Annotated in this window: 14 protein-coding genes and 2 tRNA genes; 3 read left to right on the plus strand and 13 right to left on the minus strand. The window is 35.1% G+C overall.

Annotation, left to right across the window (positions count from 1 at the left end; genetic code table 11):
• The first annotated feature begins 68 nt into the window (after positions 1-68).
• Positions 69-557 carry a 2-amino-4-hydroxy-6-hydroxymethyldihydropteridine diphosphokinase gene (folK, locus tag ACKPCA_RS16680; protein ID WP_321280095.1) on the plus strand — a complete coding sequence of 163 codons (489 nt, stop codon included), beginning with the start codon at positions 69-71 and terminating at the stop codon, positions 555-557.
• A gap of 213 nt (positions 558-770) precedes the next feature.
• Here folK and upp read toward each other — a convergent pair whose 3' ends face one another.
• The 6 genes from upp to ACKPCA_RS16710 all read right to left on the minus strand — a co-directional run bounded on the left by upp (position 771) and on the right by ACKPCA_RS16710 (position 3,995).
• Positions 771-1,427: a uracil phosphoribosyltransferase gene (gene upp / locus ACKPCA_RS16685; protein ID WP_054716445.1), complete on the minus strand. Its 657-nt coding sequence runs from the start codon at positions 1,425-1,427 to the stop codon at positions 771-773.
• A 95-nt stretch (positions 1,428-1,522) separates the two neighbouring features.
• Entirely contained in the window at positions 1,523-2,218 is a 696-nt protein-coding gene (gene radC / locus ACKPCA_RS16690; RefSeq protein WP_054716447.1) for a RadC family protein, read from the minus strand.
• A gap of 120 nt (positions 2,219-2,338) precedes the next feature.
• Positions 2,339-2,590, minus strand: a complete 252-nt coding sequence (gene rpsT, locus ACKPCA_RS16695; protein ID WP_054716451.1) for a 30S ribosomal protein S20 — start codon at positions 2,588-2,590, stop codon at positions 2,339-2,341.
• Positions 2,591-2,617: 27 nt separating this feature from the next.
• A tRNA-Glu gene (locus ACKPCA_RS16700) sits at positions 2,618-2,692 on the minus strand.
• Positions 2,693-2,751: 59 nt separating this feature from the next.
• Positions 2,752-2,823 (minus strand) — tRNA-Glu (locus ACKPCA_RS16705).
• Positions 2,824-3,053: 230 nt separating this feature from the next.
• On the minus strand, positions 3,054-3,995 hold the full coding sequence (locus ACKPCA_RS16710; protein WP_054716453.1) for a hydrogen peroxide-inducible genes activator: 942 nt from the start codon (positions 3,993-3,995) through the stop codon (positions 3,054-3,056).
• 484 nt (positions 3,996-4,479) lie between these two features.
• Here ACKPCA_RS16710 and ACKPCA_RS16715 point away from each other — a divergent pair, with 484 nt between their 5' ends.
• Entirely contained in the window at positions 4,480-5,799 is a 1,320-nt protein-coding gene (locus tag ACKPCA_RS16715; protein ID WP_054716457.1) for an acetyl-CoA hydrolase/transferase family protein, read from the plus strand.
• 50 nt (positions 5,800-5,849) lie between these two features.
• Here ACKPCA_RS16715 and ACKPCA_RS16720 read toward each other — a convergent pair whose 3' ends face one another.
• Both ACKPCA_RS16720 and ACKPCA_RS16725 read right to left on the minus strand, forming a co-directional pair.
• On the minus strand, positions 5,850-8,156 hold the full coding sequence (locus ACKPCA_RS16720; protein WP_321280096.1) for a tetratricopeptide repeat-containing sensor histidine kinase: 2,307 nt from the start codon (positions 8,154-8,156) through the stop codon (positions 5,850-5,852).
• Positions 8,157-8,237: 81 nt separating this feature from the next.
• A complete protein-coding gene (locus tag ACKPCA_RS16725) occupies positions 8,238-9,602 on the minus strand; it encodes a UDP-N-acetylmuramate--L-alanine ligase (protein WP_321280097.1) in 1,365 nt (454 codons plus the stop codon).
• Between the two features lie 114 nt (positions 9,603-9,716).
• Between ACKPCA_RS16725 and ACKPCA_RS16730 the strand changes: the two genes are divergently transcribed.
• Entirely contained in the window at positions 9,717-10,559 is an 843-nt protein-coding gene (locus ACKPCA_RS16730) for an MBL fold metallo-hydrolase (RefSeq protein WP_321280098.1), read from the plus strand.
• A 27-nt stretch (positions 10,560-10,586) separates the two neighbouring features.
• Here the strand turns inward: ACKPCA_RS16730 and ACKPCA_RS16735 are convergent, their stop codons facing one another.
• The 5 genes from ACKPCA_RS16735 to scpA all read right to left on the minus strand — a co-directional run bounded on the left by ACKPCA_RS16735 (position 10,587) and on the right by scpA (position 14,629).
• Positions 10,587-10,928 carry a hypothetical protein gene (locus ACKPCA_RS16735; protein WP_321280099.1) on the minus strand — a complete coding sequence of 114 codons (342 nt, stop codon included), beginning with the start codon at positions 10,926-10,928 and terminating at the stop codon, positions 10,587-10,589.
• Between the two features lie 33 nt (positions 10,929-10,961).
• Positions 10,962-11,255 (minus strand): hypothetical protein, encoded by a 294-nt coding sequence (locus ACKPCA_RS16740; RefSeq protein ID WP_407660182.1) that lies wholly within the window; start codon positions 11,253-11,255, stop codon positions 10,962-10,964.
• A gap of 121 nt (positions 11,256-11,376) precedes the next feature.
• Positions 11,377-11,853, minus strand: a complete 477-nt coding sequence (locus tag ACKPCA_RS16745) for a DUF4190 domain-containing protein (RefSeq protein ID WP_321280100.1) — start codon at positions 11,851-11,853, stop codon at positions 11,377-11,379.
• A gap of 37 nt (positions 11,854-11,890) precedes the next feature.
• On the minus strand, positions 11,891-12,400 hold the full coding sequence (locus ACKPCA_RS16750) for a thioredoxin family protein (protein WP_321280101.1): 510 nt from the start codon (positions 12,398-12,400) through the stop codon (positions 11,891-11,893).
• 72 nt (positions 12,401-12,472) lie between these two features.
• Positions 12,473-14,629, minus strand: coding sequence for a methylmalonyl-CoA mutase (gene scpA / locus ACKPCA_RS16755; protein WP_321280102.1), 2,157 nt, complete (start codon positions 14,627-14,629; stop codon positions 12,473-12,475).
• Between the last annotated feature and the right edge of the window lie 53 nt (positions 14,630-14,682).

The following is a 14,682-nucleotide window of genomic DNA, read 5'->3' on the forward strand; positions in this document are numbered from 1 at the left end:
GATTATTTTCGATGTATATTTTGTTTCGAAAGATTTCTTTGTTTCTTTTACCGATCAAATTATAACAGATGGCAAAGGTATATTTCTTAATAGGAGGAAATTTAGGTGATAGAGAGTTAATTCTTAAAAGCACAGTTGAAGCTTTGGGGAATGATGTTGGAAAAGTTCTGAATGTTTCAGCCATATATGAAACAGAACCATGGGGATTCGAACATGAGCAAAGTTTTCTGAACCAAGTGGTGATAGTCGAAAGCAACTTGATGCCTGAGGCAGTTCTTGATCAAACTCAGGAAATTGAGAAAAAGCTTGGTCGCATTCGAAAGAAAAATCGCTACAGCGAGAGAACTATTGATGTTGATATTTTGTTCTACGATGATTTAATTATCGATACCGAAAGGTTAGAAGTGCCACATCCTAGAATGGGAGAGAGAATGTTTGCTTTGGCTCCTTTATCAGAAATTGCACCTGATTTTATTCATCCGGTAACAGGTAAGAGCATCTTGGATATGAAAAATTCTTGTCCCGATACATCGGAGGTTACGCGATTTAAGGTATAAGGATATTGTGGTATGCATGCAAGGTTGCTTTGCTGTCAGTTTGCCAAACTGTAGCAAGAATTTTTAAGCGGATTAGTATTTAATCAGAAATTATTTGTCGTCTAAGTCATCGGCAAATCAATCCTTGGATAGAATAAGCACTAACATTTAAGAGTTTCGCAAAAAAAAGGACTGTCATTAAAACAGTCCTTGAGATATTATCAAAAATATTGATTATCCTAATTTAGCACCAAAAGCCAAATCACCAGCATCGCCACAACCAGGAACGATATACGACTTGGTATTTAGTTCAGCATCAACAACACCATTCCAAATGGTAGTGTTTTCTGAAGGTAAATTGTTCTTAATAAGATTAACACCTTCTTGGCTTGCAATTACAGATACAATGTGTACGTGTTTAGGAGTACCTTTTGTTAGCATTGCTTTGTATGCCAACTCCATTGATGATCCTGTTGCCAACATTGGATCGGCAAGAATAACCACCTTGCCATCGATAGAAGGAGATGAAATGTACTCGAAATTAATTTTGAATTTTCCATCTTCGGTATGCTTGCGATATGCAGAAATAAAAGCATTTTCTGATCTATCAAAATAGTTTAATAAACCATTGTGCAAAGGAAGACCTGCTCTTAATATCGAAGCTACAACAACTTCATCCTTTGGAAGAGAAGCAATTGCAGTACCAAGTGGAGTTTCCACTGATTGATCTGCAAAATCTAAAGTTTTACTGATTTCGTATGCGAATATCTCACCAACTCTTTCAAGGTTTCTTCTAAAGCGAAGAGGATCGTTTTGAATGTTAACGTCTCGGATTTCAGCTATAAATCGGTTAAAAAGGGAGTTGTTTTCTCCTAAAGTGTGGATCACCATGTTTTATTATTTAAAAATTAGCTGAGCGCAAATATAGCCATATTTCAATAATATTAAGGAAGGAAATGAAGGAAAAATTCGTAATCTAATTCATTCTAAATTAGTGCGTCATCGGCAAAACTATAATAATCGTTTTCGCCAATTATTATATGATCTAATATTTCTATATTCATCAGTTTAGCAGCATCTTTCGATTTTTTTGTAATGTCTTTGTCTGCTGCTGATGGAGCCAAATTTCCCGATGGATGATTGTGACAAAGAATAAGATTAACCGCCTCAAGTTGTAGAGCCTCTTTTAACACCAACCTGATGTCGAAAACAGTGCCTGTAATTCCTCCTGAAGAAACGTTTTTGATTTCGATAACTTTGTTGGCTCTATTCATGAACAAAACCCAAAATTCTTCATGTCCTAAATTCTCTACAAAAGGGAATAGAATTTCGAAAGCATCGCGACTGCAAGTAACTTTTTCTTTCTGTTTACTCTGAAAAGCTTTTTGTCTGCGACCAATTTCCAATGCTGAAATAATACCAATGGCTTTTGCTTCTCCAATTCCTTTAATTTTCATCAAATCATGAATTGATTTTTTAGCAAGGACGTTGAGGTCATTATTGCAATGGGAGAGTATCGTTTTGGAAAGTTCGACAGCGGACTGATTGCGATTGCCACTGCCAATAATAATTGCTAAAAGTTCTGCGGTAGATAAACTTTTAACTCCCTTGTACATTAATTTTTCTCTGGGGCGATCTTCAAGAGCCCAGTCTTTAATGCTTAGTTTATTATATTCATCCATAGTTTGTTGTGTAAATATTTAACTAAAGTTATAAATTTACATAAACAAAACCAATATGGAATATGTGCATACACAAAAAGGGTTCTCATTGAGAACCCTTTATAACAGAGTTATAGTGTCTTACAGCTTGTTAACGTGTGAAGCTAATTTAGATTTCAAGTTAGCAGCTTTGTTCTTATGAATTACATTAATCTTAGCAAGTTTATCCAACATTGCAGTTACTTTAGGAAGTAATTCATTAGCAGCTTCCTTATCTGAAGTAGCACGTAACTTTCTTACAGCATTTCTGGCAGTCTTCGCATAATACTTATTGTGTACTCTTTTCTTTTCAGACTGTCTGATTCTTTTAATTGCAGATTGATGATTTGCCATCTCTTAAAGTTATCTAAATTATTATCTTGGTAGTCCGTACGGGAATCGAACCCGTGTTACCAGAATGAAAATCTGGCGTCCTAACCCCTAGACGAACGGACCATTGGTTTATTAATGCGCAGCAAAGATAAATTAAAATCGAATTACTGCAAAATTTTTAGTAGTCCGTACGGGAATCGAACCCGTGTTACCAGAATGAAAATCTGGCGTCCTAACCCCTAGACGAACGGACCATCTAATTTTTCAGAGCTGCAAAGGTAATTTATTTTTTTAAAACTGCAAACACTTTGCGAAAAAACTCTTTTTTATTGCTTCAGAAATGTTGAAGAGTTAGCCTCTTATTTTTTTCTTTTGCGCTGCAAAGAAAGAGATAATTCTTTATTCCTGCAAAACTTTTTTTGAAAAAACTTACACTTTTTTTCGGTAAAGAAACTAACTACTTCGTTATAAGCTTAAAATAAATTTAGCGCCATTCAACAATTGTTCCTCTATCACTACTTAAAAAGTTATTTGGGATTATATTTTTGATTTGATCAGCCAATAAATCCAACAATTTATTTTTTGTGTAATGACGAGAATATACCAAACTAACCTCCCTTAAAGGATGAATGTTTGTGAATTTTTTTACCTGTGCCATCTTTTCTTCAGGCAAATATTGAGTTGCTAATTCAGGTATCAGTGTAAAACCTCCTTCACGATCCACAATTTTCATTAAAGTTTCAAGAGAATTACTTTCAAATTCGAATGGCAATTCCTGATGTTGCAAATCGTGCATCTCACAAAGATTGATTACCTGGTTTCTGAAACAGTGTCCATCACTAAGCATCCAAATTTCTGGAGTAGCAATATCTTTTACCTCAACAATAGGTTGTTTTAGTAGTGGATGATCCTTGTGTGCGTAAATCATCATTTCTTCATAGAAAAGATGTCTTTCTCGAATTTTATCATCCTTTGCAGGCGTAACAAAAATACCCACATCAATTTTATCTTTTTTAAGGCTTTTTACAATTTCTTCAGAAACCATTTCTTCCACCTCAACTTTAATAGCAGGATATTTTCTGATATAATCACCAATAAACATCGGAAGAAGAAAAGGAGCTAATGTTGGGATAATCCCAATTTTCAAATTTCCCTCTATGGTGTTCTTATGATCTTTAATGATCTCATCAACTTTTTTGGTTTCGCTAAGAATGATTCTTGCTTGTTCAATAATATCAAGGCCAACGTCGGTTGGAATAATTGGTTGTTTGCTTCTGTCAAATATGGTAACATCCAAATACTCCTCCAGTTTTTTGATCTGCATACTTAAGGTTGGCTGAGTAATAAAACATTTTTCGGCAGCTGTTGCAAAGTGACGATAAGTATCAACAGCCACGATATATTCGAGTTGAGTGATCGTGATCATTAGTTTGTTGTTTTTTAAATTCTTTCAAATATAAACATTATCTATAACACTATAAACAATATTGATTTGCTTGATGTGTAATTGCTTCGTATATTTGATATAGAAAACAAGGAAAACTATTTTTCACAAGTACTTACAACAAAAATAGTATACCTTATTAAAAGGGTTAGTAAAAATAATAGTTTGATAGTTTTTGTTATTTAAGTTTTATTAGATGTTTGGGTTTTGCAGCCGGGAGTTTGGGTCTCCCGGCTTCTTTATTTTATATAGCTCTGTTTTTAATTGCCTGCAATTGACAGATTGTATAAGTGATTTGTTAAAATCAATTTTCTTTCAATCTAAAACACAAAGTCTTAATTATGAATTGATAGTGAAGATATGTTTTGTAGCACTCATGCTAAATAGCAGAAATTGGACTTAAAAAATATACTACTTTAGTCGGCGAATTAGAAATTTATAAACATCAATATAAAACCGATTAGAGATGCATAAAGAGATTAAAATAGTTTCTTTTGAAGAAGCAGCAAAGGTAATTAAGTCTGGAGATAGAGTACACTTGCACTCCGTAGCGTTGACACCTCATAAATTCATTAACGCAATGTGTGATCGCGGTCGTAATGGTGAAATTTACGATGTAACCATTCAGCATATTCACACAGAAGGACCAGCTCCTTATGCTGATCCTGAATTTGAAGGAATTTTTAATCTTGAATCATTGTTTGTTGGGGCTAATGTTAGAAAGCAAACTCAAGCAGGTTATGCAGATTATATTCCTGTGTTTTTAGGAGAAACTCAGCAATTGATTCGTGAGGGTATTTTAAATGTAAATGTTGCAGTTGTACAGGTAAGTACTCCTGATAAGCATGGTTTTGTTTCTTTAGGAACTTCTGTTGAGGCTAGTAAAGCAGCTGTTGAAGAAGCTGATACTGTAGTTGCAATCATCAACCCTAATGTACCTCGTGCTTTTGGTGATGCAATGATGCCGCTATCGAACTTTGATATTTTCTGTGAAGACAACTCTCCACTTATCGAGCACCACAATGCACCGTTATCAGAAATGGATATTGCAATTGGTAAAAATGTGGCAGAATTGATTCCTGATGGAGCTTGTTTGCAAATGGGTATTGGTGGTATTCCTAATGCTGTTTTGGCACAGTTAGGAAATCACAAGGACCTTGGAGTTCACACTGAAATGTTTGCTGATGGTCTTCTTCCATTGGTAGAAAGCGGTGTTGTTAACGGTAGAAATAAGAAGTTAGATCCAGGTAAGATTGTTGCTGGTTTCTTGATGGGAACAAAAGAACTTTACGATTTTGTGGATGATAACCCAGGAGTTTTGATGATGGATGTTGCTTATACCAATGGTGTTGGTATTATCAAGCAAAACCCAAAAGTATGTGCTATCAACTCAGCATTATCTATTGATATTACTGGTCAGGTTTGTGCTGACTCAATTGGAACCAAACACTATTCAGGTGTAGGTGGTCAGATTGACTTTACTCGTGGTGCTGCAGCTTCTGAAGGTGGTGTGCCTATTATCGCAATGCCTTCTGTTACTGGTAAAGGTATCTCTAAAATTACTCCAACCTTATTAACAGGATCAGGTGTTGTAACTACTCGTAACAACATGAGATGGTTTGTAACTGAGCATGGAGCTGTGAACTTGTTTGGTAAGTCACTTCAACAAAGAGCTAAAGCAATTATCTCTGTTGCTCACCCAAACTTTAGAGAAGAACTTGATAAGGCAGCATTCGAAAGATTCGGAAGTCACTATCACTTTGTAAATAAAATTACTGCTAAATAATTAGAAGCAGAAAGTAATAAAAAAAGGCATCCATTTGGGTGCCTTTTGTTTTATGCCTTTGTTTTTGGAATTGACTCCATAATTTTTTCAGACTTAGGAATTGTGATATAAAAACTACTTCCTTTTCCTTCCTCACTTTCGGCCCAGATTTTACCTCCATTTTTTTCTACGTACTCTTTACAGAGCAATAGGCCAATACCAGCTCCTTTTTCTTGTGCAGTGCCAAGAGCAAGGTAATTATTATCCAGTCTGAATATTTTATTAAGGTTCGATTTGCTCATTCCAACTCCTTCGTCGGATATTTCCAGCTCCACAAGATATTTTTTTTCTCGTGCTGAGAGAGTGATTTTTCCTTCGGAATAGGAAAATTTAATGGCATTTGAAATTAGATTTTTAAAAACTTCTGACATGGCAGCAGAGTCGGCATAAACCATTGAGGTATTGTCCATATTAAAAATGAATTTCAAATTCTTCTCAATAATTGGACCCGATAGTTTTTGAAGAACTCCATTAATTGATTCTCGAATGTTGAAATATTTTGGAGAAAATGTGGCTTTACCAGCCTGCGATGCAGACCACAGTAAAATATTTTCTACCAAATCATTGGTGTGATCAGATAAATCACGAATTCCAATGGCTAAGGACTTTTGGTATTCTATATCATTCTCATTAAAGCTTTCGATGAGTTTTGTACTGATATTTTTCAGATCAATAAATGGATCACGCAAATCAGTCGATATAATATTAAAAATCTTATCCTTGGTTAGATTCAAATCACGCAAAATAATATCCGATTCTTTCAAACGTGAATTAATTTCTTCTAACTCTTGGTTTTTCTCGGTAAGGGTAGCAGTAGTCTCTTTTCTTAATTTGATATTTTTATTGGTAATGTAGCCAATAATTCCTGCAAAAATAATCAGGACAATAAAAAGGTAAATCAGAATGGCTTGCATTCTGTTATATTCCTTCAGACCCTTAATTTCTTCTTTGTTTTTAGAGATTTCGTATTTCGCCTCAAACTCACTGATCCTATTCTTGTCGTATTGATCTACAATGCTGTCATACTGGGTGTTTGAATAATTACGATAATACTCTAGTGCTTTTTTGTAGTTGCCTTTATTCGAATAATATTCAAACAGATTTTCGGAAGTTGTCTTTTGCAAGTTTCTGTCCTTAGAATAATTGGCATTTTCGTAGGCAGATTCTAAATACTGCAAAGCATCATCGCTTTTGTAGTAATCCATTAAAATTTCGCCTATGCTATTCGATGAATATGCAATTCCTTTAGCATTTCCTAATTTCTCATGTAGGTTGAGCGCAATTTTATGGTATTCCTGACTTTTATCGAAATTGTTATAGCTGCTGTATAAATTTCCAATTAATGAATATACATTAGCTTGTTCTTTCAGATCACCTATTTCATTGTAAATTTTAAGCGATTCATTATAGTGTTTTAACGAAAAATCAAGTTCATTTAAATCTTTGTAAACTGTTCCTATGTTTTTTAATGTGGCTGCAGTATAACGCTTATTGCCAAGGTCTCTTCTGATTTTTAGAGCGCGGTTGTAAAAGTTAAGCGATTCATTAAAATTGTTCAGTCTCCAGTAAATGCCACCAATGTCATTTAAGGTATAGGCAATGAGAGATTTGTCGCCAAGTTCCTCACGAAGGGTTAGAGCCTTTTTGTAATAATCTAATGCCTTGTTGTACTTGTTTAAGTTTTTATAGACATTACCAAGATTATTCAGTGATGAGGAAATATCCGATTTATCGCCAAGTTTGGATCTGATTTCCAAAGATTTTAAATAATACTCCAAAGCGTTGGCATAGTCTTTATCGAGCCAATACACACTACCAATATTGTTTAAGGTATACGCAACTTCCTTTTCTGATCCTTCCTTCTGCCGAATTTTTAGTGATTGATTGAAATATTCAAGAGCTTCCTTGTGTTTGTTTAAAATTTTATGAATCTCACCAATATTATTGTATGAAGCTGATACAGCCAACTCATCGGATGTGTTTTTTCGAATTTCCAATGCCTGCAAATGACAATCTAAAGCCCTTCTGAAATTATTAACTCTTCGATACAGATTTCCCAAATCGTACAAAGCCGTTGCGTGATTTGCAGGAACATCCGAGGATAAAACAACAACTTCTTTTAGATAATCAATGCTTTTATCAATATTTACATCCAAATAGAGCTTTGATAACTCTCTCAGCAACACAATGCGTTGCTCACCTTCCGCTTTAGGCAATAATTCTTCAGCTTTCTGGATTTGATTTTGAGCATGCAAATTCACAAAAACAAATGAAAGTAAAACTAAAAATAGAATGGTTAACCTGTGTAAAGCAGACATGGTATTAAAGCTGTTATAATCTGATTTATACTAAAAGTAGTATTATTTTACTGACAGGCAAAACAATATAGATGTATTGATTCAGCTTTTGTTGACAATTTTTTCCGCAAGTGTAGATAAGTTAACTCCTGAAAAATTTCCAGAGCTCATTAAAAGAACATTTGTGTTCTTGAAATCTTGTTCTAATAAATCACTAATAACCAAATCTGAATCGGTGTAAACAGTTACATTATTACCTCCAAAAGCTTCCGCTACCTGGTCCTTTGAAATAGGCTCAAGCTTTTTGTGCTCAACAGTTTTGGGATTGAAATACACAATTGCTTTATCAGCCAAACTCATGGTGTTTTTATAGTGTGGTAAAAATTCTTTTTTCAAACTACTAAACGTGTGTAATTCCATACAAGCAATCAATTTACGATTGGTAAATTGTTTTTTTACAGCCTCGGTAGTAGCCTTTAATTTTGATGGAGAGTGCGCAAAATCTTGAAAAACTGTGCATGAATTATTTTCGGCAAGTTTTTGTAATCGCTTGGCAGCTCCCGAAAAGTTTTGAATTGAATTGTAAAACTGTTCGTTACTTAGTCCAGCTTTTTTACAAATGAGATAGGCTCCCATAAGGTTTTGAAGGTTGTGTTCTCCAAAAATTTCCAAAGGAACATCCCCGTTTTTCGTTTGAAGAATACTGCGGTTATCAACCACTTTAAAAGGATGTGAATTGTATGGAATGTATTCGATACCTTCTCTTTTCTTTTCGACAATTTTAGCAATGTGCTCATCACCATCAAAGTAGATTAAAGAACCATTTTCTTGAATCATTTGTGTGAAAGTTTCGAATTGCTCCACATAATTTTCGAAAGTTGGAAATACATTAATATGGTCCCAGGCGATTCCTGTTAGTAGTGCGATGTCAGGATGATACAAATGAAATTTTGGTCTACGATCGATAGGAGAGGAAAGGTATTCATCACCTTCAAAAATAGCAATTTTAGCATCTTTGCTTAATTTAACCATGGTTCCAAATCCTTCAATTTGTGCACCTACCATGTAATCAAAGTCGATATTGTTATCTTTTAATACATGCATTACCATTGAGGTGGTGGTCGTTTTTCCATGGCTTCCACCAATTACAATTCTGGTTTTATCTTTGGTTTGTTCGTAAATGTATTCAGGATAAGAATAAATTTTTAAACCAAGTTCCTGAGCTTTTAACAATTCCGGATTGTCAATTCTTGCATGCATACCTAGAATTATCGCATCAATATCAGTAGTAAGTTTTTCAGGAAACCAACCCCATTCTTTTGGCAGAATTCCATATTTCTCCAATCTTGATTTTGAGGGGTCAAAAATTTCATCATCTGAACCTGTGATTTCAAATCCTTTCTTATGTAGTGCGATTGCTAAATTGTGCATGGCGCTTCCGCCAATTGCTATAAAGTGAACTTTCATTGATAATCTTTTATAAAATTGTATTTTTGAACCGCAATAAGTACGAGTACTTTAACTGTGGTTTAAGCTTTTCTTTTGCGAAAATTAAAGATACTAGAATAAAACAATATTATCATGGAAATATACAATATAGAAACAGGAAATTTTATGTGCGATGGAGGAGCAATGTTTAGTGTTGTTCCTAAAGTAATGTGGAGTAGAAAATATCCTTCGAACGAAGATAATTATTGTAATTGTGCCATGAGAAGCATGCTTGTTGTTGATGGTGAAAGAAAGATATTGATTGATAACGGGACAGGAGATAAGCAAAGTGAAGAGTTCTTCAAGCATCAACATCTAAATGGAGATGCCAATATGCTGGATTCTTTAAAAAGTGAAGGATTTTTACCGGATGATATTACAGATGTTGTATTTACCCATTTGCATTTCGATCATTGTGGTGGAGCCGTAAAATGGAATACAGATAAAAGCGATTATGAATTGGTTTTTAAAAATGCTCAGCACTGGGTTAGCAAGCAGCATTGGGAGAATTATTTGAACCCTAATATTCGTGAGAGCGATGCATTTTTTGATGAAAATATAATGCCAATAAAAGAAGCAGGTAAGTTGAATTTGGTAGAACAGGAGGGTGAGTTGTTTCCAAATTTTAAAGTGAAAATTTTTGAAGGACACACACCGGGATTAATGATTCCAGTTATCAATTTTAATGGTCAGGAAGTTGTTTTTGCTGGAGACTTTATTCCTACAGCAGCGAATGTTCCTGTAAAGTGGCTGGCGAGTTATGATCTAAATCCAACAGCATCATTAGCTGAAAAACAAGAGTTTCTTGCTGAAGCAGTTGAGAATAATGCAATATTATTTTTGCAACATGATATTACTACGGAGTGTTGTAGTTTAATAAAAACAGAGAGAGGTGTTAAGGTTGATAAATGTTTCTCTCTTGCAGATATAAAATAAATTTATGCTATAAAATTAAAGCTTGCATCATGATGCAAGCTTTAATTCTGTATTGTAGTCTTTATAAAGACTTAATGCACTTTCAATATTATTAATTCTTTGAAATACTGTTTTCTTTGATCCGAAATCAGTATAATTAGAATCTAGATAATTAATATAGTACTCAACCAATCTAAGTTGAGTAGAGAGACTTGAGCTCGCAAATTTCTTTTTTAGATCAATGTGCTTTATTCCATTTTGATCTAACAATTGCTCTACAATTGTACCAGCCTTAACTATTCTTTTTGATAGGTTATTTTCGTTCTGAACATGTAAGACCATAACACCTGTTAGTAGAGTCAAGCATAAACTAACTAGTAAAAATGACATATCGCAAAAAGTTTAATAAATATTAATCTACATTCAATTTACGATAAATTTTTTAAATAGTTCAAGTGTGAATATAATCAAAGGCTTGAAAACCAACAAAAAGAATAATATGGACAAAGTGATATCAGCTAAAATATAGATGTTAATCCATGAAAATGATTTTTTCATCAATAAAAACGTTAATAATCTAAAAATCAACTGAAAAGTAAAAAATAAAAAGATTTGGATACTGTAAGGGTTAAGATCTCTTGCTGATTTAACATCACCTTGAGTAAGAGCCGAAAAGCTACGAGATAGGCCAGATGAAGGACTATCTTTACCTGTCACCTGGGAAAAAACAGATGGGATTGGATGATTTATTTTGGGATGTGAGTAAATGGCGGAATAAATAAATATTCCGGCTATTATTGATGCAAAAATGAGGTTAATTATTTGATAGCTACTTAGGCTATTCTTGTTTTTTATTGGTTTCAATTTCTACCTTAATTTTCATTTCAAGGCTATCCACCTCATTGGTGATTGAGTCGATATTAATTTCCTCAAGCTGTTGTTCCAATTCATCTAAAGCTTCTTGTAAGTCTGGATTATTAACAGATTCCTCAATTACTTCTTCAATCACCTCTTCAACAAATCCCTCAATCTCATCTTCGTTCATACTGGCAACTCCAACAATAAAGAATAGCCAAATTGATGCTACCAAAACACCAAGAACAGAAATAACTAGAGCTCCAATGTTTATGCCTCTTGCACCATTATCTCTATTGGCCTGACTCAATCCTATTATACTTAGAATTATGGCAATAACCCCTGGTATAAAGGCTATGAAGCCAATGCAAGGAATAAATCCGATAAAAAGAGTTAAAATACCTAGAACCAAAGCAATGATTCCCAATGTTTGTCCAGAGTTAGAGCGTACTTGTTCCATTTTAGATTGATGATGTTATTAATATATTGCTAATATACTAATTTTTAGAAAGGATTTTTAAAAGGTCTTTTTCAAGACTTTGATTGGGTGTTTCAATTATTCTTCCAATTTCTTCATTGTTTCGATAGACTATTGCCGTTGGAACTCTGCTAACATTATTTGCCTGTGCATTGTAGTCGGACGATTCTTTCTTTGTATCTAAGGCATTCATGTTTAGATTTTCAAATGGGAACCTAATTTCATCAAGAATTTTTATAAATCGAGGTACTTCGCGATGTGAATCATGGCACCATGATCCCAGAATCAAATCTATTCTTACATTTTTGAATGATAGTTTTCTAAGCTTTTTAATGATTCCGTTTTTAGCTTTGTAGTTTTTGTATTCTGGCCCATACCAATCTTTACAGATATCTAACTCAAAAGCTTCAAGAGTAACTTTTCCATACAAAACATGTTTTTTCAAGCGAGTATCTTCTATGGTTTTATTTTGAGCAGATACAGTCAAATTGACTAAGACAAAAAGTAAAAACAAAAGGGATTTATTCATGATTTTGATATCTGGATAAAAAAAAGACAGGAAGTATAAACTCCCTGTCTATAAATATAGTGATAATCTTAATTAGTCTTTGTATTGCTCGATCAAGATTTCCAACATTTGGATCGCACACTTAGAAACTTTTGTTCCAGGACCAAATACACCTGCAACACCTGCTTCATAAAGGAAATCGTAGTCCTGAGCTGGGATTACACCACCTGCAGTAACCATGATGTCTTCACGTCCTAATTTCTTCAATTCCTCGATAATTGCAGGAACCAAAGTTTTGTGACCAGCAGCCAATGAAGATACACCAACCATGTGTACATCATTTTCTACAGCTTGCTTAGCAGATTCTTCCGGAGTTTGGAATAATGGTCCCATATCCACGTCGAATCCCATATCAGCGAAACCAGTAGCAACTACTTTACCACCACGGTCGTGACCATCCTGACCCATTTTTGCAATCATGATACGTGGACGACGTCCAGTTTGTTCTGCAAATTGATCTGCCAACTCTTTCGCTTTTGCGAAGTCAGCATCTTCTTTTGATTCTGATGAATATACTCCTGACACGGTTCTAATAACGGCTTTATATCTTCCACAAATTTTTTCACATGCATCTGAAATCTCACCCAAAGAAGCACGAACTTGTGCAGCTTTAACAGCAAGATCCAACAAGTTACCTTCACCACCGTTAGCACAAGCAGTAATGGCTTCAAGAGCAGCCTGTACCTCTTCTTCATTACGGTTTGCACGAAGCTTAGCCAAACGTTCAATCTGAGCAGTACGTACAGCAGTGTTATCAACTTCAAGGATATCCAATGGATCTTCTTTCTCCAAACGATATTTGTTAGTACCAACGATAGTTTGAGTACCAGCATCAATTTTAGCTTGAGTACGAGCAGCAGCTTCCTCGATACGAAGTTTTGGAATACCAGACTCGATAGCTTTAGCCATACCACCTAATTTTTCAACTTCTTCGATGTGAGCCCAAGCTTTGTCAACCAATTCCTGAGTTAATGATTCTACATAGTAAGAACCTGCCCATGGATCAACTGCTTTACAGATAGTTGATTCATCCTGAATATAGATCTGAGTATTACGTGCAATACGTGCAGAGAAGTCAGTTGGTAACGCAATCGCTTCATCCAATGCATTGGTGTGAAGAGACTGAGTGTGACCCAATGCAGCAGCCATAGCTTCGATACAAGTACGACCAACATTGTTGAATGGATCCTGCTCAGTTAACGACCAACCTGAAGTCTGTGAGTGAGTACGCAAAGCCATAGACTTAGGGTTCTTAGGATTAAATTGTTTTACAATCTTAGCCCAAAGTAAACGACCAGCTCTCATCTTAGCAATCTCCATGAATTGGTTCATACCAATAGCCCAGAAGAATGACAAACGAGGAGCAAATGCGTCAACGTCCATACCAGCAGCAACACCTTTTTTCAAATATTCTAAACCATCAGCAAGAGTGTAAGCCAACTCGATATCTGCAGTTGCACCAGCTTCTTGCATGTGGTAACCTGAGATAGAAATAGAGTTAAACTTAGGCATGTTCTGCGAAGTATATTCGAAAATATCAGCAATAATCTTCATTGAGAACTCTGGTGGGTAGATGTAAGTGTTACGCACCATGAATTCTTTCAAGATATCATTCTGAATAGTACCTGAAAGCTCTTCCAATTTAGCTCCTTGCTCCAAACCTGCAACAATGTAGAAAGCCAAAACAGGAAGTACAGCACCGTTCATTGTCATCGATACAGACATCTTGTTCAATGGAATCTGATCGAAAAGGATCTCCATATCCAAGATAGAGTCGATAGCAACACCAGCTTTACCCACGTCACCAATTACACGTGGGTGATCTGAATCGTATCCACGGTGAGTAGCCAAGTCGAATGCTACAGAAAGACCTTTCTGACCAGCAGCAAGGTTACGACGATAGAATGCATTTGATTCTTCAGCAGTAGAGAAACCTGCGTACTGACGAACTGTCCATGGACGCAAAGGATACATAGCTGAATAAGGTCCGCGAAGGAATGGAGGTAAACCAGAAACGTAGTTTAGGTGTTCCATGCCTTCTAAATCTTCCTTGTTAAAAGCTGTTTTAACAGGAATTTGCTCAGGTGTCATCCAAGATTTTTCAATGCCATTTTCTTTTTCCCATTCCTGAGAATTCTTGGCAGCTCTTTGAGATGACTTGATATCTATATTTTTAAAATTTGGTTTCATTTGTTCTGTTTTTTTCCTGTAGAGACGCAGTATGCTACGCCTTTACCGTGCAA

Source organism: Marinifilum fragile (assembly GCF_963677365.1).
Taxonomy (GTDB): Bacteria; Bacteroidota; Bacteroidia; order Bacteroidales; family Marinifilaceae; genus Marinifilum; species Marinifilum fragile.

Excerpts from the sequence above, each read along its gene's own strand:
- folK (WP_321280095.1), top strand. The coding sequence starts at position 69 with ATGGCAAAGGTATATTTCTTAATAGGAGGAAATTTAGGTGATAGAGAG.
- upp (WP_054716445.1), bottom strand. The coding sequence starts at position 1,427 with ATGGTGATCCACACTTTAGGAGAAAACAACTCCCTTTTTAACCGATTT.
- radC (WP_054716447.1), bottom strand. The coding sequence starts at position 2,218 with ATGGATGAATATAATAAACTAAGCATTAAAGACTGGGCTCTTGAAGAT.
- rpsT (WP_054716451.1), bottom strand. The coding sequence starts at position 2,590 with ATGGCAAATCATCAATCTGCAATTAAAAGAATCAGACAGTCTGAAAAG.
- ACKPCA_RS16710 (WP_054716453.1), bottom strand. The coding sequence starts at position 3,995 with ATGATCACGATCACTCAACTCGAATATATCGTGGCTGTTGATACTTAT.
- ACKPCA_RS16715 (WP_054716457.1), top strand. The coding sequence starts at position 4,480 with ATGCATAAAGAGATTAAAATAGTTTCTTTTGAAGAAGCAGCAAAGGTA.
- ACKPCA_RS16720 (WP_321280096.1), bottom strand. The coding sequence starts at position 8,156 with ATGTCTGCTTTACACAGGTTAACCATTCTATTTTTAGTTTTACTTTCA.
- ACKPCA_RS16725 (WP_321280097.1), bottom strand. The coding sequence starts at position 9,602 with ATGAAAGTTCACTTTATAGCAATTGGCGGAAGCGCCATGCACAATTTA.
- ACKPCA_RS16730 (WP_321280098.1), top strand. The coding sequence starts at position 9,717 with ATGGAAATATACAATATAGAAACAGGAAATTTTATGTGCGATGGAGGA.
- ACKPCA_RS16735 (WP_321280099.1), bottom strand. The coding sequence starts at position 10,928 with ATGTCATTTTTACTAGTTAGTTTATGCTTGACTCTACTAACAGGTGTT.
- ACKPCA_RS16745 (WP_321280100.1), bottom strand. The coding sequence starts at position 11,853 with ATGGAACAAGTACGCTCTAACTCTGGACAAACATTGGGAATCATTGCT.
- ACKPCA_RS16750 (WP_321280101.1), bottom strand. The coding sequence starts at position 12,400 with ATGAATAAATCCCTTTTGTTTTTACTTTTTGTCTTAGTCAATTTGACT.
- scpA (WP_321280102.1), bottom strand. The coding sequence starts at position 14,629 with ATGAAACCAAATTTTAAAAATATAGATATCAAGTCATCTCAAAGAGCT.